The following is a 16,959-nucleotide window of genomic DNA, read 5'->3' on the forward strand; positions in this document are numbered from 1 at the left end:
TTTAAAATCCTCTCTGTCTAAAAAAATTATGAACAAAGCCCCAGCTACGCTTGTGTTGCCGGTATTCATTTGGAGCTGTTGGGAAGCTGGCCCAGATACCACCTAATTTCATGACTGCCTGTTCATAATTGCCATTTAAAATAGCTTCCATTGCACCTTTTTTAGCTAAAATTAAGGCTACAGCAGCTTTGTCTTGTGTGGCAGGACTAAAATCCGTGAAGCCATATTGTTTTGCCAGTCCTTTCCATGTATATCCCATGAATTGATAGCGACCGGAGGCATCAGACGTGCTTCTACTACCATCTGTTCGAGTAAAACTACGTCTAACAGAGTTACCTGGGTGACGGGAGAAGTCCGTAATTCTATAGTTACCAATCGCTGTTTGATAACCATGTTTTACACCTTCTGATGCTGCAATAAAATCAAGAAAGGCACGCACTTTCGGATTATGAACATATCGCTCTAATGCGGCTTGATTATGAGCAGTTGAAGCTTTTAATACATAGTTTCCTCTCACTTGTCTTCCACTTGATATTCCACGCCACATTACCCCGTTGCCTCCATATGAGGTGGCATTACGCAACGGGGTTATTCCTTTGGGCGGAATACAGCGGATCCGCTAGACTTCGTATTCCCTGGACGTTGAGGAATTGGTTGGTCAAATTCGGATGCTAAAGCCGGATTACCCAAATGGGCTGTTGCTTGATCTACCCCGGCACCTATCGGTCCTTTTCCTTTACGAACGTCTTCCATTAGATTATCGTATCTTTCACCGGCGGAGTTCCAGGGTAAAGCGTGAGTATTAATTCTCATGGCTACCCCATTTGTTTCATCTTGAGCTTTTTGAGCATGTGTTGCCAACCTACCAACTTCTTGGCGGTAGCTATTTCTACCTTGATTAATATCGCCTTCAATTTTGCCAGACTTACTTTCATAGTTCTGTTCAAGTTTCTCACCTCTACTACCGATGGCAGCATTAATTCCATCTGGAATCACACCGGCCTGATGAGCTTGGGCTTGAACATTTCCAAATGCCGCCCCAACTCCGGATGAAACTTTATCAGAGTAGTATTTATAAGCGGGTTGTGTATTGTTTTGAGGTCGATCTTCAGGTGAAAGATTATTAGGTTTCCAGCCTGAACTTTCAGCAGCAACTTTTAAACGACCATGACTATTTTCACCTGCACGAATTGCAGCATTGTAGGTTCCTCCCTGCCCTGCATTCAATTCACTCATAGTCAATTCAGGGTTGCCCTGTACCAATGCATTTGTGTTATCTTGGGAAATAGTAATGCCATTACCATATGTACGAGCTGCCATTTCTCGATAAGATTGAGCTTCTTGGAAGCTTTCTGCAGCCATTTGTGAAGCCTCTCTTGCTTTACTAAAGTTAGCTTCGGCTGTTTGTGCCAAACTATTACCAGAATTGAGTGCAACTTTATATGCTTCTGATTGGGAAACTTTGTCAGTAAAATTACTATCGAAGCTAACACCTTGGCGAATACCTGCTTCAATACTTTTACCAATTTCAGCAACCATTTGATCTCTATTAATAGCATCTCCTCTCCAATTTAAATTTCCATTGGCACCAATAGAGCTTTGGATATTTCTAGCCATTTGTCCAACGATTCCAGTGCTTTTAGAAAGACTTTCCAATCCCTGTGCTCCTTTTTGAATCATAGTTTGAGCTAATCTACTAGAAGCAGATTTCTGTTCAGATGCTGTTTCACTTCCACGGGTATTTCCACCTACGCCTAGTCCAATTGCAATGGCAGAGGCAATAGAAGAAGCATTGCTGATACCAAATTGTTGGCCAATCTTCTTACCTCGATCTAAAACGTAGGAAAATTTATTACTTTCTGCTGCATCCAAACCCATTCCGTAACCCTCAGAGGCACTTCTATCCATACCATAATTAGTTGCAAAGGCAAGGCGGTTTGAATTTCCCTGAGATACAGACTCTCGTATAGAAGCCTGCCATTGTTGAGCAGCTGTTTCTGCTCGGTCTGCCGCCTTTGAATATGATTCCGATTGACTAATCTGTGATTGAGAGGAAACGCCAAGGCTACTATTCCTCATCTGTGCTCTACTATCTCCAGTTACCATATTTGTCCATGAGGTACCAGTGGCTGATTGAGCAGTCGTCATTTGAGGATCGGTATATACAGGGTTTAAGCTAAGTTTGTTGGCATTGCTATTGTTGTAGTTCATATTGCCGGCAGAGTAATTCCCAGCCCCTGCTTGAGAACCCGCTGCCTCACCAGTTGTCTTGGCTGATGTTGTCATACCCATCATACCGTTTAATAGACTACGTCCGCCCATAGCAAGAGCACCGGCGATGACTGGGATTAGCCACATTGCAGCCCCAGCAGCTGCTTGTGCATCGGCTGCTGCCATCAATAACGTATCACCTGTTCCCGGTGTAATAACGCCGTTGGCGGCTTCCACGCTAAACAGCCGCTTCGCATTCATAGTCATAATCATATTGATGATACTGGCCACAGGTGCCCAAAGCTGAATCCACAGCATACTCATCATGTAGAAGCTCAATAACCGGAATGCCATGATGCCGCCTAACATGGCGAGAATCATTACAAAGGGGAATAAACCAATCAGAATGGCCTCAGCAGCAGAACGAATCAAGGGAAGATTCCAACTTGCCATTGATGAGCCGGTTTTTTGGGCAGCAATATACTGATTACGAGCTTGAACTTGAGCAAATGCCTGCTGTACAGCAGCCGAATTTCGGTTGCGTTGGCCATTGATAATGCCTGCTTGACGAATAACCTCAACCATCGCCGCCTGTTCGATATTTTTCAGAGTATCGAAGCGGGAATTGTCCAGAAGATACTGGAATGAGCTATTGCCTAACGTGGCCAGGGCATTTACCCGATTTATTCCTGCCGAATTTGTACCCAAACCTGCAAAAACACGATCAGCAATGTAACTAGGCAAGTAATTTTTGCTATAAAACTCCGTGCGTTCTTTCAGTAGTTTTGCTGCTTCATTGCAGGTCATAGTTGTTGATTTGCCGTTGTACTTCAGCCTTCCGTTCTGTTCAGCTGTAGTTTGGGAAACATTAGTAAACAAAGCTTGGTTGGTATTACTTAATGTGGCAAGAATATCTGTACTTTGTGCTAAATCTTGAACTGTGTAGAAGTGATACAGGTTCATATCAAAGAATGAACACTGATTCATAAACAGTGCCCAATCTTGTGTCAACTGTGTATCCGGTATTCGAGCTTCACGAATATTTTCTAATAAGCGTGTTCCGAATAGCATTCCGGTGCGTGAGTAATTGAGGTCGTCCGGCAGGTGGTTAACTTGCTCGGCTTTGCGGGTAATACTTTGGCCAAAAGAACTGACAAAGTAGCCCATATAAGCAAGGCCGACTGGTACATTGCCAACAGTATATTGACGGCCTGTATATCCATACCCACCTGATTCAGTAATGAGTACAGTGGTTTTAGGAACCATCATACCCATCCAACAAAATAACACGACAAACAAATAACTGAAGCTTTCCCTCAAATCCAATTTGAAGACTGCAACAGCAAGAGTGACTAGGAATCCAAATAAGGCAGCAGCCTGCATTGCGCCACCCATCATCGTAGATCCTGATATTGTGGCAACGCCATTGAAAACCGCCCGTACAGCTTCCCCGTTACCAGGGAAAGTAAAGTATTCGACAGCCATCATCTCTCCTTAGAAACGGTTCATCGAATCGAAATTCATGGAGTTGTTGGTATCTACAAAGGCCGAACGCCATTGTGTTTCAAACTGCTCCATAGCCCTCATCATGTTTTCTTCGATCTCGATTTTTTTCATTGAATCAATACGTTCCTGATAAATTCTGCTTCGTAATTCACCAAGGTTGGCAAATAATTTTCGCACCGCGTCTCCACTGGCTTCGTCTGTCTTGTTATACATACCCAAGGTTGAGCGTACCTGGCGTTCCGATTGGTCCAAAATATTGGCTACAATATCTACAGCAATGGCATCTAAAACTGCTGTTTTTTTCAGATAGCCAGTTCCAAGGAAGGCATCGGATACAGCCATTTTTAATATAGGTAACTTACTATTATTGACAATGGCTGCGATCTGCATGCGCGTAGATAAATCCCAACCTTGGTTATTCCTTATTGAAGTCGGAAGTGTTTCAAGGCGTTTATGAATCATGTACCGTAACGAAGGTACTTCAACATTATTCTTCTCAGAACAGTTCTCCATTAATTTCTTTGAACCATTCCTACATGTCCACATGTCCAGTACGATCTTTTCGCGGATTTCGCCGCCTGCATTATTTTTACCGTTCAATAAATCTTGGATACTTAAGATTCGTGGTTCAAAACTTTGAATACCTACCCTGTACTTATCTTTGTCTTCATCCTCTCTCGACAAAGGAGTAAAAACAACCGTGCCCAACATGCTGTAGTAGAAGTCCATGTCAAACCCTAATTTAGTACGCTGACCGGTATAGTTTTTCATGGCTTCATAAGTCAAATTACCACCGGTAAAGCTGATAGTGTCTTGTGGTTTGCCAGTATTTCGAACTTTATTGGCTTCTTTGACTAAATTGTCAGCTGCTTGACAGTACCATGCTGCTTCGCCACCATCGTCTGCCGAACCGGAATCAACAGATGCTGCACGACAGTTTGAGCTGGCCAACGAACCCAATTTCCCCATTACGCCGCCGACAATATCCTGACTCAGTTTGCAACTATTTAAACTGCTTTGATTAACCTGATTGACCAAATCACGAATACCGCCGATTGCGTCTTGAATCATGGGGTCAAGGGCTTTAAGTGCTAAGTCGAATGCAACACCGGCCGCATTGTTGCCAAGATTGCGGGTAAATTGGATAAACTGTTCTTTACTTGCAAAAGAGAATGAGCCGCCAAAAAAATCTATACCGCCACAACCGGCACTTATTGACGGTAGTTGGATATTGCCGAGACTGACATCAGAGACCGGATTACGAACATTAATGCTACCACCGGTATAAAGGCTGCCACTTTGACCATGGAATGCGCCTGCCTCAGAATAATTGGCTTCTGCTCCCATTGAGTTGAACATGTCAGCCATATTCTTCTCAATGCCGGCACTACTATTAATTGGGAGAGATAGTGATGCTGCTAAACATAGATATTTTGTAGAGGAAACACAAACAGCCAGCACTTTGGCCGGCTTTGGTAATTGAAAGATGTGAAATTTCATAACCGCTCCGATGAAGCGGTTATAGTAGGGGAATCCTTACTATAACCGAGATGAGTTACAGTAAAGACTTGAGATTAAGGAAGCTTTATTTTACCTAAAATATCTGTATTGTCAACCAGTTAATACATTGAAATATAAATATTAAAGGCCCTATATAGGGCCTTTAATTTGATTAATATAATGTTCCGACAGGGCGCGAATACGCTAAAAAACGATCCTCAAGCGTGGTTTGTGCCATTACCCCAAATCCAATAGGTGTAAATTGCTTGGTTTTTGTGTCCATGACGTACATGGCGGGTACAGTAGTAACATTCAACCTTTGTGCAATACCATTGTTCGGTAAAGCACGCGGGAAATGATTAAGGCCACCACCATCAAGACTGACCGGCATAACTTTAATTCCGTATTGGTCGGCAAAGTTTTTCAAGATTGGAGCCATGGTATGACAGTAAGGACAATCTGATTTGAAAACAAACAGAATACCGTTCTCTCCTGCAAGTTTTCTAATTGCCTCAGCCTTTTGTTGCTGACGGTTATGATCATATTGTTGCTGGGCCAGTTGATTGTTCGGACGACCACGTTGGCTGTAATCCAAATTTGGGTTCTGCCAAATTACCCTTTGCCATTGGTCAGTAAACGCCGCAGATTTGTTCATAACGACCTCTTGAAGTTCAATATATCGCTTCAAATTTTGAGGTGTGGGATTCATGACGGCAATTTTACGCGACTCATCCAAATTTTTTTGCAGCATTTCAAATTCTGCAAGTTCATTACGAACCGGAGTATTTTGAGTCTGGCTTTGTCTAGGCTGTTTGGGCTTTTTGGCATCCGGATACCATAAGAAAGCACGGTTTTCATTTTTCCAAATATCTTGGTCATACCACCCCATACCCTCGGCTGCAGCCTGTAAAAAAGAGGCAGACATGATGATTGAAAGGATAGTTAGGATTAAATTTTTCATGATTTTTATCGCTTATTAGGACAAACTTCCATATCGACTGATTGTGTTGGTGCAAGGCTTTCATATTGCGGTGTCGTTTTGAAAGTCAGACGTACTTTATTACAGCCCGGCTTGTTTTTTAATGCCTCTTGCCTGACTGCCTCAATGTAGATAGGCACTTCTTTCTTGAACTGTTTGTGCACCGCAGCAGCAGCCTTCCCACTAAAATGCCCTCTAGCTGAACCATGGCGCATAGCCAAAGCTAGAAGCACGTCCGGCTTTCCATCAGGCAGTGGGATAGACGATTTCACCAACTTCTCGGTTTTGTCTAATGAAATACCGCCATTAAATGTTTCTGCAGCATGCAATGGCCCTACTACCATGCTCATGCAGACTGCAATCAACGTAGTGAGTTTTGATTTATTGATCATAGTAGTTTTTTACCTCGTTTGAACCTTTTTTGATATTTTCAACCGCACCTTCGATAGCATGGTTTGATTGCTTGGAAACATTGGCCATATTTGCGTAAACGTCATCATAAAAACCCGCAAGGTCCATTTGGGAAAAATCGATTTTCTCCAAATCTTGAGCGGTGAAACCTTCACAGCTTGGATTTTCTGGAGTACCCCACCCTCTTCCTAATTGGGCTTTACCTTGCACGTTTACGATTTTGGTTAATTTGGAGATGTAACAGCACTGAGTCTCCATTTTAGTCACACATCCGCCCAGGGCTTTGGAACTACAATATGAACCGATGTAGTGGCACAAATCGGCTTTGCGCTTCATTGCGACCAAGATTTCTTTTTGATCGCATTTCAACCATTGCTGTAATGCCATGATTGCAATGGCAATCGCAAAACTCACTGGGTCGAAAGTAACTACCAACTGACCGCCCTGAATACCGGCTGTAAAACCAAAAGCACTCAGCCCGGTTGGTCCGCCTGCCGCCGCCCCACCTGCTGCTGCCGAAGCACCGGAACCACCAAGACCGGCAGCACTCAACGCAGTCGTCAAAAACTGAGGCGCATTGGTTTGCAACAAAGTATAGGTATAGTGGCTGGCTACGCTGGACAACAGCTGTTTCGCAGCATATTCAGTACCTGCTTGAACGACAAAGTCGATCATTTTTGCTGGGTCAGCGTCTGTTTTACAACAATCACCACCGAAAACACCGTCTAAAGCACCGCCTAATTTAATAGAGCATTTATCAGGCTCACCTTTGAAAAACTGCTGTTTCTCTGAATCATAGAACCTTTGGCTTTCCCGAGCCATTTCCATGGCACTTATGGTTCTTGCAAAATCTTGGTCTTTACAGCTTGAGACCTCTCTTGTTGTTTCAGGAGAATCTATACATTCGTACTGTTTATCTCGCGCCTGACATGTACCGTCAGGCAATTTGTGCGTACATTTATCTTCAATTAACTTGCAATTTTTATTACGGTCATAAGCACTGCATTCATCGGCATCATCACCGGTCATACATTGCATAGTGCGCTGTTCTTTCCAACATTCGCGTGTGACAGGAACACCATTAATTATTTTGGTGCTTCCGGGCTCTACGCATTCTTTGGATACAACCTTGCATTTTTTATCCTTGGCGTGACAAGATGATTCATCCCATTCAGTCGTTATTGCATGGGTATGCTCCAACTCTTCCACTTTTTCGGGCAGACGGCCATTGTGAAGTGTCTTCAGATTCACATCACAGGAATATTGGTGCGTATAGCGCAAACATTCGCCGGCTTCAGATTTCTCAAGACAGTTCTGACCCTGAACCTCACATTTTGCTTCTGGTTTTTTCAATGGTGCACAATAATCAGCCGGGTCTTTTTCTAAGCACTGATATTCAGCCTTGTATTCCCAACAGTCTTTTGTAATCTCTACGCCATTGATATTTTTGGTTGATGGACCATCCACGCAAACATAGGATAGCTTGCGACAAACTGCTTCTTCACGAATAGCAGCTGCCGCAGGTGCCGTTACCAACATGAAATGGCTGATAATTACCATAAGAGAAATCAAACGTTTCATCATTTGACCTTCTCCTCATACTCTTTGCAGCCATCCTCCCAAGATTCTGTACAAATCGGATCGCAGTATTGATGTACGCTGAAAATCGATGCACTTTCACCACCGCCACCTGCAATAGTACGCGTCCAAATAATGTTATTACCCTCTCTCAGGTATGGACGGATGTCAATGTTCAAGTCTTTCTTCCATGAAGTTTTTCGTTCAGCGATACCAATTTTATTGCCTTTTTCATCATATACAGGGCTGATTGTCCGCCAAATGCCCTGTTTGAAATCTGCATAAAACATCTGATTGTTGTAACTGCTATAGACGATAGTGTCATTCACTTTCACAATCAGCCAGTCATCGTATTCAACGCGTCTAAGCGTAAATTCAGAAAGTTTCTTCAGATTTTTGATTTTAACGATGAGTTCGCGGTCATATTGGTTATCTCGAAAATAGTCGTCACCAATCGAACCAAAGGTAAGTTTATGCGTATGCTCGCCCGGTGTTTTGATAAAGCTGACTTGCATATCCCCCTGTAACGTACCAGCTTCAACACCCGCTGTTGTACAATCAGGAGCCTGCTCACACACCACTTTCAATTTTTTACTGCATTGATACTGGTTATTTTGATATTTCGTCTCCAAACATGAGTAATTCCAGTTTGGATCTACTTTAACCTTCAAAGCGGCCTCACATAAGAAGAGTTCTGCACCAGTATATTCGCTGCAATGCTTCACGCTTTTAATGGCCGGTACAGTTATTTTCTCTGTCGGACATGCGGTTGATGGAACAGTACCGATACTGCCATCAGCATTGACCGGATATTTCCATTTGTATTTCTCCAGTGTTTCTGCCGGATCGCCGGCGATTTTCTGTGTTCCTGTAACCAGTTTCTCATTTGGAGATACCGTTACATCAGGTCGTTTGGTACGGTTGCCTGCAATCAGGTTTACACCTTCACATTCTTGCCGCAAATACAGATCAGGATTGGCCGGCAGGTTCTTACAGTCATTGAATTTTGCATCGCCGAACTGGGTGGGAAGCGACACCCCCCCGCCATAATATTGCTCGGCCATAGGCACATTGTCCGTATAACGCGGAGTATATTGGGCAGGTTGCATCATATTATTGACCGTGCCCGAACCCAAACTGCCTCCCAACTCACTGGCGTATTGGCCAAAGTCTTCGGCATGGGCCGTTTGATACAAACAGAGCAAGGACAAGATAATTACTGAATACTTCATTTTCTGCCTTCCAGAACGGCTAATTTCGCATTTGCAATATCGGAAAGTTTTTTGTCTTTAGATTCACGGATCAAGTGTTCTAACGCCGCATGTAATGACACATCACCTTTTACGGCAGCATGTTCTGTACACATACCTAATTCTGAATTTACAGCACAACCGTCTAAACCATCTTCGCCATTTCGGGCTATTACCGTGACAGGGACTTCGGTAATACCATAATGGTCGAAGAGTTCAGGATGAATCAGCATATCGCCTTGTAAAGCCGCAAGTTCTTCAGCCGCCTTAACCGTGGCTTTCAGTGAGTCGTCTTTAAAACCACGGATAACCATTACACCCCCCGCCTTTGCTGTTTCATGGGCAATACGTTTCAAGCTGGCTTCAGGCATTGAAAATGATACGAATACCAACAAATCGGCCTTTTCCGCAGCTTGTCGAGCTTCTTGCGAGGCTGGACGGTATTTTTGTGCAATAGACATCGGATCAGCCTTGATTTTTGCATTACCGTAGTCACGAACATCGGGCACACGGTGCTTGATACCTTCCAACTCCGGGACTTCTGGTTGCTGCCGATTGTCACCGACATTCGGGTTTTGGCCTTGGGTAACTTTATCCATGGTTGTACGCAAGCGGTTTCGCGCCGCCTCCACATCAGCATCGGCGTAAGCACTACCCACTCCGGCCAAACCACCTAAAAGACTGAGGACGACACCTCCGGCTACGATTACATTGCGTAAAGACTTGTCCATCACTCCATCTCCTGTCAATCACTCTTAAATTTATATGCACCGCAGCAGTCGCGCTTACGGAAAAGTTGGAAGGCAAATTGATTGCCTTTGTAAGGAAAGGCTTTGCCACTGTCTCTGACTAATGTTGAACGTCCAATAGGGTCGCAACAACGTCCTTTATATTTTCGTGCGGCTACAGGATAGGTCATGGCCATTTTGTAGTTCTGCTTATCCATTACCGGATTGAGTTTGTACCCGCATAAAGCATCCTTGCCTGATGCTCTCCAGGCTACCAAATCCCTGTGCATTTTTGCCTGCATTCTTGCCACCATTAGTTTGGCGGCCTGTACTTCAGAGAAATGGCCGGACATCCATCCTGATAATGGGTAAATCGTTCCGTGGCAACCGGCACACCAATACAATTTACTAAATGGAAAACCCGTTGCAGCTTTTACACAGTCAGCTGCACAGGCTGCTTGTGCAACCACATTGGCAAAGAGCGCGGAATCAGGAGCTTGATAGACGGCCAGTGACGGATATTTCCAAGTTGGATCCAGTTCTGTCATCCAACCAATATCCAAAGTACCCTCTTCTATACAATCGTTATCCAATAAGGCTTCCAACCAAAACACAACCGGATTCTTGTACCAATGAACTTGGTAAAAGGCATTGTGCTGCTCATGTTGCTCATTCCGGCCACGCTTATGCGCGCCGCCAAAAAGTTTTTGAATCTTATTTGATGTATCAGCCTTATCCGCTGTTTCAGACGCATCCACTTTTTGCTTTTTAAGAGAGATACCGCCCAGGCTCACCATACAGAACGGTGTACGCACGACTTCTACCAAGTGTGTCGGCTCCCAAAAGGAAACCGTTACGCCTGCACGGGTAGGCTTACTACACGCACAAAACCAATCATTTGGGGTGGATTTATTGTCTTCCTGATTTGAGTAGTTTAGGTTGATACTTCCGCCAATTTTGATTGGGAACATGCAACTCCAACAAATATCGTTTATCGGGTTTAGCATCTTCCCTTGGCAGGTTAATTTATTTGAATTTGAAGTATTAGATACAGCCTCAGCAGCGTGAGACAAAGAAAATGTGGGAAGTAGCAATAATGGAAGCAGTAATTTCAGTGGGGATAAAAAATTTTTCACGGTTTCATGGCCTCTACGCGGAGCCGGTTTCCTTCTTGGGAAACCAAACTTGGAACTTCAGACAGCTGAAAACTTTTGGACATACGTCCTTGTTGGTCGTAATAAACTGCCTGGTCCATTTCTGCTGATAATTCATACCAATCGCCTGCAGTCAGAATAGGCATAAATGATTCTCCATATTCCGCTGCAAGTTTCTTGGCTAGATCGATTTGATCAGGTTCTCGGCCATCAAAGAAAAACATTTTGAATGGGATCGGGGCTACTTCCAAAGGTTTAACCACGGTACCGGCAGGAGCAATAATTTGGCCGTCTTGGTCATAAATTGTTTCAGTCAGGGTATAACTTGGGTCAAAGTAACGAACAGAGCCTTTGGTTGCCTTCGTTAAACCTTCTACCGGCGGTAAATTTAAGGCAGATCGATTTATTCTTTCTTGAACTTCTTTCTGCATTGCAGCCAATTGGCCACTGTCTTGTTTAGCCTTTAAACGTGCTTCAATTTCGCGAATTGCATGTTTTTCAGCTATTGGGTATGTTGGGCCAATTTTGGCACCGGCTTTTTCACCGGAGTGTGTCGATGCGATTACCCATGATGAAATGCCTGTTGCGAGTATTGCAACCAGTGTTACCGAAGCTATCTTTTTTTTATGGGACATACTCACTCCTAAAAAATCGGGACCGCCTTACCAATAATTTGCCCTGAATGGATTAAACCGGATAACTCGTAGCGACTGTCCAAGCTGTCTTTGTGTCCTGTTTTAACCCACATGTACCGTTGGGGAATTTCCCCTTCAAATGGATTGATTGCCAGCTTCATGCCATCTAGGGAGTATTCTTTTGCAGTACCTACCTCTTTACCATCAATGAAAAAAGTACGATTCGTTTTCGTTACATGATTTCCAGGAAGTCCGGCAACCTCTTTGATGACCTGCGTCCCGATAGGGTAAAAACCGCCTTGCCATGCAAAGGCCACATAATCGCCCTGCTTCAGATCACTTAGCTTGTTCACATCTTTTTTGATGAGGTAAAGATGATGAGGCAATGAATAGGAAAGATTTAAAGCTAAAGCAAAATGTTGATTGAATACCAACAAGCAGACGACAACGGCTAAAAATGGGGTTGCATATTTTTGACAAAATTCCTGATAAAGACGTTTCAGAACTGCTTTGTTGCTTTCTTTTTGTGCCATTTCCATCATAATTCCAAATATCAACGCGCCGCTTCTTCTTCGGTGACTGGCGTACCTTTACCCTCTTCCATCATCGGTGCCGGAGCAGTCTGTTCAACTTGTGGATGTGCCGGTGCCGCAACTACAGCTGTGGCAGGAATACGTTTATCCAACTCTTTCATGATGTCAGCCGTAATATCAACCACCTCTGTGTTCCGTCCGACCAATGCAGATTTGACAAAGATGTTACAGCCGCACTGAGTTACCTTTTCTTCGATAACCTGTTGTAAGGTATTCATTTTTGCTTGATAGTTTTGGAGGATAGCGGCTCGTTGCTGGTCGGAAATTCCATTCTGCAGCCCTTGGTTTTTTGCCTGTTCTTGGTAAGTCATGGAGATACCGGCCAAATCAACAATATGGACAGGTTTCTCATTGGTTTTCATGAAATTCCATACCCCCAAACCCAATGCAGCAATAGAAATTGCGCCGATTACAAGGCTGCCCAATGAAACCTCTACACCGTTATCCTCCGGATTCTTTTCCGGAGCGGTATTTGCTGTGTTTTCTTTCTTTTCTTTTGCTTCAGTCATCTTAAAATCCTATCCTCTGCATAATTAGTGGGTTGCAGCCCGGTCCCTTAAAACTGCTTCAATGGCCTCGGCTGTATTCAATCCCTGATTTCTGTAATGGTTCACGGCTTCAACGTCTTCTGCTTTTGAGCTTGAGGCAAGTACGTTGAATGGATCTGAGTACAACCGTCCTACTCCATAACCTATCGGGGTAGAGACAAATATTTCACTGTAGTAGTCAGTTTTGCTCAAAGTTCGGAGAATCTGCATAATTCCATCATTGACTTCAAAAGGTTCTTTCTCTTGGATGGTTTTGAGCGATTTAGCCCCGGTACGCAATTGGAAAACAAAGTCGGCGTTCTCTAACGCTGCTTCAGCCGCCTTGGTCTTGTAGTAGTCATTTGCACCTTGCGTCAGCGTACCGCATGCGCCTTTGTACTTACGGACTCGGCGGTAGCCTTCCTCAATAAAACGAGCAGCTGTACCTGTATCACCCAACAATGCCCAAGCCTCGTCAATCATCATGATTTTGTACTGACTTCGTGACAGGTACATACCCTGCATAATGCGGTACATAATCAGCTGCATGATGATCTGTTGCAGATCCGGCTTGGTTTTTAACTCTTCGAGTTCCAGTACAACCAAGTCATTTTTAAATTCGACATTCAATTTCCCATTGAAGTAACTGCCATAGATACCTTCTGAACAGTATGTGTACAGTTGGTCGGCAACGGCCACCATAGACAGATCTCGTTCGCCGGGTTCTCCTCCTTCATTGCTGCCGGTAATCAAACACCTGAGACAGCGTTCTCTTACATGATCAACCGTGCCTTCTTGTCCAAATTCGTACCATACTTCTTCGATAATTCGTTGAAGCTTGGCTTCCTGCTGTTCAGTTAGGGAGCCTGACGGAGAGGCCATCAATGAAAAGATCAGTTTCAACATTTCAATATCTTCATTGATGTCTGTTACCATTTGGAATGGTGGGAAACACAGCCCTGCTTCATAGGTAAATTCGATATATTGACCGCCAATCATTTGGCAGAATTTTTCATACGAACGGCCAACGTCGATAATCCATACCTGAGTTCCCAGCCCCATGTAATTGCGCACAATTTCATTGGCAAAAAATGATTTACCGGAACCGGAAGCACCAATAATGGCGAAGTTATAGTTACCGGCGGGGTTGGCAAATAAGTCGATTCCCATGGCCTGGCCACGCTTACCAAACAAACCGATGACAGGTCTTCCTAAACCGTGCCACTCACCGATAATGGGAGACATACAGACAGCATTGGTCATGGTTTTGGTTGACCATCTTTTCTTACTGTCCAAATATTTTTCAACCTCTTTGTCGATAGCCATTGGGAGGGCAGTCAAATATGATCCCAGTTGAAGATATTGGTCGCGATAAAGACCAAACCCTTGAGACTGCCAAATAGATACCGCCTGGCTTTCTGCCAAGTTGATGTTTTCAGGTCTTTCCCAAATAACAACTTGGTGCAACAAACTCACCAGACCACCACCGCCTTTACCGAATGCTTCAAGGCAAATGTCGTAATCACGTTTGATTTTTGCAGCCTCCGGCATGACTGCGGCCATCTTGGATTCCGCTGTTTGTTTGGCACGAGCGGCCTTTAGTTTTACGGTATTGCTGGAAGTATCATAATCACGCTTGAACATCGCCATGGAAATCAGAAATGGTGATGTGTAATTCATGTTTGCTTCAATGGCATCACCGATCAATGCACCCATATTGGACAGATGAAACTCTTCCGGGTAACGATTGGCCGAATAGCATTGAGCGATCACGCAATCCCCCGCAGCACGGTTGCCAAATCTCAGCCCCGAACCACTATCAAGAACCTTGATAGATGTGCGGGTCTCAATCATTTGTTCACTCAAGAATTTAGTTTCGTCCCAAACAGGATCGATTTCATCTTGTTGGCCAGTAAACATCCTATTAGGATTGAGTAGGAGTGTTGTCCAACTCAACAAATCATTTGCATCCCAAGTATGGTGATAAATCTTCATGGAGATGAGTGCATCGCGCATACGGGCAAGGAGAGAAACGGCCTTACTGACTTCAACACCGTTGTCAGGCGAAATATTCAAATTTACACTGAGGATACAGCGCAGATTTCGTAAACGAATGGCCGTATTTTCTACTAAGACCTTCTGTGTACCCTTATTCCAAAATTCAGTACGTTTCTTGGCCAAAGTTTCAAATGTGCTCCGCATCGGGTCGTCGATAGGACGTGATGCTTGGACTTGCTCATATTCATTGAAGTAGTTTCTCAGATCAGGGGAGCCGAAAATCTGAACTTGTATGGGCGTTTTTTCAGGAAGCAGCGCATACAGGTTGCCCCACTTACTGATCAGGTCATCACTGCCACCTAAAAATGGGTTGAGTTCAAAAACAAAGCCCATACCCAACGGTTTGTCGCCTTTAACGGACATCAGAGTAAATAACTCTGTTTTGGTATCGTATGCACCATAATTGAGATAGTCGCTCAAATGGTCAAAATCAGGATCAACAGGGTTGTTGTGTAAGGCTTCCATCGGTTGATCGACATCATCCGAACCAGCTAACCAATTTTTAAATTTTGACAGGACACCCATTACATACCTCTAGCGAGTGGTACCGGGAATACCCGATGTTTCCTGCAGATTAAGATTCACACCAACATCGGGGATACGGTCATTTGTGTTATTTGAATTGGTTGAAGAAGAATCAACCGTACTGTCTGAAGTTTTAGATCCATTCCCCAATAAGCGGATAGGACGGTACTCGTCTATGATCTGTTGCTGATTGTGGGCTATTAACCAATCACCCTGATTCAGAACGACATATGTGAAACTTTGATCATTTAAATCGCCATCAGTATCAAGATATGGAGCAACCCAAATACGAGCAATTTCACTTTGAGAGCGAATGGGCGTACCGGAGGAATAAGCTTGCGTTAACATCAATGTTCGGGCACTTTGATCTGTGTAAGGTTGTCCAACCTGTCTTTTCATGCCGTCTTGTAAAACACCTGCAACAGATGCTTTATAGTTACTGCTTATGGATGCGCAATAAGGGTCATCACTGTTCCAAGCATTTGAGCATCGGAATTTTTCACTACCGCCGATACCGGACATGGTTAAGGTTGAACATCCGCTAAGAATCAAAATTGCCGCAGTAATTGATAAGGCTTTCAAACGCATCATTCCGCTCCATTCAACCATTTTTCCAATTCAGCACGCGGCATAGCACCGGATGTACGCCGACCATCTTTATGAATCATGCTTGGAGTACCGCGAACTTTAAGCTGCTCTGCGAGTGCAATATTTTCTGATACAGGGTTTTTACAGTTACCGGCTGCCGGTTCTTTATCCATCAGCATGTAGTTATTCCATGCTTTTTCACGATCTTTACTGCACCAGATACGTTCTGCTTTTGAAATTGCATCAGGGTGGAGGGATTTAATCGGGAACATGAAAACGTATGCGGTATAGTCTGTCATGCCGGCCAATGTTTCTTCCAAACGACGACAGAACGGGCAATCTGGGTCAGAAAAAAGTGCAAATTCACGTTTGCCTTTACCGCCATTGCCTTTAACGATTTTGATGGCGTTTTTGAAAGGCAGTTGGGAATAACTTTTTTGTGTTACCGCTGAACGAGACATCTCGGTCAAGTCTTTCTGCTCTTGCATATCGTACAACGCGCCAAAAATGAAATAGCGACCGTTTTCTTGTACATAGGCAATGTTGTCACCCATTGTCACTTCATAAATTGAAGCCATGGGGGTGGCCTTTACTGAAGAAAAGGTGGTATTGGGGTACAACTTGTGCAGAGTGCTTTCGACAGTTTTGACATCGGCAAAGGCCGTCTGAAAAGCTGTGATTGCTGCAATAGTGGCCAAGATTTTCTTTTTCATTGA

General features: G+C 43.9%; 15 protein-coding genes. All 15 read right to left on the reverse strand.

Annotation, left to right across the window (positions count from 1 at the left end; genetic code table 11):
• Position 1 precedes the first annotated feature (1 nt).
• Positions 2-583, reverse strand: coding sequence for a glycoside hydrolase family 24 protein (locus HMPREF3022_RS06500; RefSeq protein WP_239665074.1), 582 nt, complete (start codon positions 581-583; stop codon positions 2-4).
• Between the two features lie 5 nt (positions 584-588).
• On the reverse strand, positions 589-3,699 hold the full coding sequence (locus tag HMPREF3022_RS06505; protein ID WP_070765316.1) for a conjugal transfer protein TraG N-terminal domain-containing protein: 3,111 nt from the start codon (positions 3,697-3,699) through the stop codon (positions 589-591).
• Between the two features lie 6 nt (positions 3,700-3,705).
• Entirely contained in the window at positions 3,706-5,217 is a 1,512-nt protein-coding gene (locus HMPREF3022_RS06510) for a conjugal transfer protein TraH (protein ID WP_070765317.1), read from the reverse strand.
• 172 nt (positions 5,218-5,389) lie between these two features.
• The gene (locus tag HMPREF3022_RS06515) at positions 5,390-6,178 is read right to left on the reverse strand and encodes a thioredoxin family protein (protein ID WP_070765318.1); all 789 of its coding nucleotides are present in this window, start codon (positions 6,176-6,178) and stop codon (positions 5,390-5,392) included.
• Between the two features lie 5 nt (positions 6,179-6,183).
• The gene (locus HMPREF3022_RS06520; RefSeq protein ID WP_070765319.1) at positions 6,184-6,588 is read right to left on the reverse strand and encodes a hypothetical protein; all 405 of its coding nucleotides are present in this window, start codon (positions 6,586-6,588) and stop codon (positions 6,184-6,186) included.
• The gene (gene traN, locus HMPREF3022_RS06525; protein WP_283119052.1) at positions 6,578-8,191 is read right to left on the reverse strand and encodes a conjugal transfer protein TraN; all 1,614 of its coding nucleotides are present in this window, start codon (positions 8,189-8,191) and stop codon (positions 6,578-6,580) included. The genes HMPREF3022_RS06520 and traN overlap by 11 nt, the downstream gene beginning before the upstream one ends.
• A complete protein-coding gene (locus HMPREF3022_RS06530) occupies positions 8,188-9,417 on the reverse strand; it encodes a hypothetical protein (protein ID WP_070765321.1) in 1,230 nt (409 codons plus the stop codon). The genes traN and HMPREF3022_RS06530 overlap by 4 nt, the downstream gene beginning before the upstream one ends.
• Entirely contained in the window at positions 9,414-10,166 is a 753-nt protein-coding gene (gene trbC / locus HMPREF3022_RS06535) for a type-F conjugative transfer system pilin assembly protein TrbC (RefSeq protein WP_070765322.1), read from the reverse strand. The genes HMPREF3022_RS06530 and trbC overlap by 4 nt, the downstream gene beginning before the upstream one ends.
• A 14-nt stretch (positions 10,167-10,180) precedes the next feature.
• Positions 10,181-11,299, reverse strand: coding sequence for a TraU family protein (locus tag HMPREF3022_RS06540; RefSeq protein WP_083315830.1), 1,119 nt, complete (start codon positions 11,297-11,299; stop codon positions 10,181-10,183).
• Positions 11,296-11,952, reverse strand: coding sequence for a conjugal transfer protein TraW (locus tag HMPREF3022_RS06545; protein WP_070765323.1), 657 nt, complete (start codon positions 11,950-11,952; stop codon positions 11,296-11,298). Before HMPREF3022_RS06545 ends, HMPREF3022_RS06540 begins: the two co-directional genes overlap by 4 nt.
• Before the next feature lie 8 nt (positions 11,953-11,960).
• Complete coding sequence (locus HMPREF3022_RS06550) at positions 11,961-12,485, reverse strand: S26 family signal peptidase (protein ID WP_283119053.1); 525 nt, start codon at positions 12,483-12,485, stop codon at positions 11,961-11,963.
• A gap of 20 nt (positions 12,486-12,505) precedes the next feature.
• Positions 12,506-13,054, reverse strand: a complete 549-nt coding sequence (locus HMPREF3022_RS06555) for a hypothetical protein (RefSeq protein WP_070765324.1) — start codon at positions 13,052-13,054, stop codon at positions 12,506-12,508.
• Between the two features lie 24 nt (positions 13,055-13,078).
• Entirely contained in the window at positions 13,079-15,655 is a 2,577-nt protein-coding gene (traC, locus tag HMPREF3022_RS06560) for a type IV secretion system protein TraC (protein WP_070765325.1), read from the reverse strand.
• 9 nt (positions 15,656-15,664) lie between these two features.
• Positions 15,665-16,246: a TraV family lipoprotein gene (locus HMPREF3022_RS06565; protein ID WP_141756504.1), complete on the reverse strand. Its 582-nt coding sequence runs from the start codon at positions 16,244-16,246 to the stop codon at positions 15,665-15,667.
• The gene (locus tag HMPREF3022_RS06570; RefSeq protein ID WP_070765327.1) at positions 16,243-16,956 is read right to left on the reverse strand and encodes a DsbC family protein; all 714 of its coding nucleotides are present in this window, start codon (positions 16,954-16,956) and stop codon (positions 16,243-16,245) included. The genes HMPREF3022_RS06565 and HMPREF3022_RS06570 overlap by 4 nt, the downstream gene beginning before the upstream one ends.
• Positions 16,957-16,959 lie beyond the last annotated feature (3 nt).

Origin of the sequence: Neisseria sp. HMSC065C04, from assembly GCF_001815375.1 — a bacterium.
Classification (GTDB): domain Bacteria; phylum Pseudomonadota; class Gammaproteobacteria; order Burkholderiales; family Neisseriaceae; genus Neisseria; species Neisseria flavescens_D.

Excerpts from the sequence above, each read along its gene's own strand:
- HMPREF3022_RS06570 (WP_070765327.1), bottom strand. The coding sequence starts at position 16,956 with ATGAAAAAGAAAATCTTGGCCACTATTGCAGCAATCACAGCTTTTCAG.
- HMPREF3022_RS06505 (WP_070765316.1), bottom strand. The coding sequence starts at position 3,699 with ATGATGGCTGTCGAATACTTTACTTTCCCTGGTAACGGGGAAGCTGTA.
- HMPREF3022_RS06520 (WP_070765319.1), bottom strand. The coding sequence starts at position 6,588 with ATGATCAATAAATCAAAACTCACTACGTTGATTGCAGTCTGCATGAGC.
- HMPREF3022_RS06550 (WP_283119053.1), bottom strand. The coding sequence starts at position 12,485 with ATGGCACAAAAAGAAAGCAACAAAGCAGTTCTGAAACGTCTTTATCAG.
- HMPREF3022_RS06530 (WP_070765321.1), bottom strand. The coding sequence starts at position 9,417 with ATGAAGTATTCAGTAATTATCTTGTCCTTGCTCTGTTTGTATCAAACG.
- HMPREF3022_RS06545 (WP_070765323.1), bottom strand. The coding sequence starts at position 11,952 with ATGTCCCATAAAAAAAAGATAGCTTCGGTAACACTGGTTGCAATACTC.
- trbC (WP_070765322.1), bottom strand. The coding sequence starts at position 10,166 with ATGGACAAGTCTTTACGCAATGTAATCGTAGCCGGAGGTGTCGTCCTC.
- HMPREF3022_RS06510 (WP_070765317.1), bottom strand. The coding sequence starts at position 5,217 with ATGAAATTTCACATCTTTCAATTACCAAAGCCGGCCAAAGTGCTGGCT.
- HMPREF3022_RS06515 (WP_070765318.1), bottom strand. The coding sequence starts at position 6,178 with ATGAAAAATTTAATCCTAACTATCCTTTCAATCATCATGTCTGCCTCT.
- HMPREF3022_RS06565 (WP_141756504.1), bottom strand. The coding sequence starts at position 16,246 with ATGATGCGTTTGAAAGCCTTATCAATTACTGCGGCAATTTTGATTCTT.
- traC (WP_070765325.1), bottom strand. The coding sequence starts at position 15,655 with ATGGGTGTCCTGTCAAAATTTAAAAATTGGTTAGCTGGTTCGGATGAT.
- traN (WP_283119052.1), bottom strand. The coding sequence starts at position 8,191 with ATGATGAAACGTTTGATTTCTCTTATGGTAATTATCAGCCATTTCATG.
- HMPREF3022_RS06555 (WP_070765324.1), bottom strand. The coding sequence starts at position 13,054 with ATGACTGAAGCAAAAGAAAAGAAAGAAAACACAGCAAATACCGCTCCG.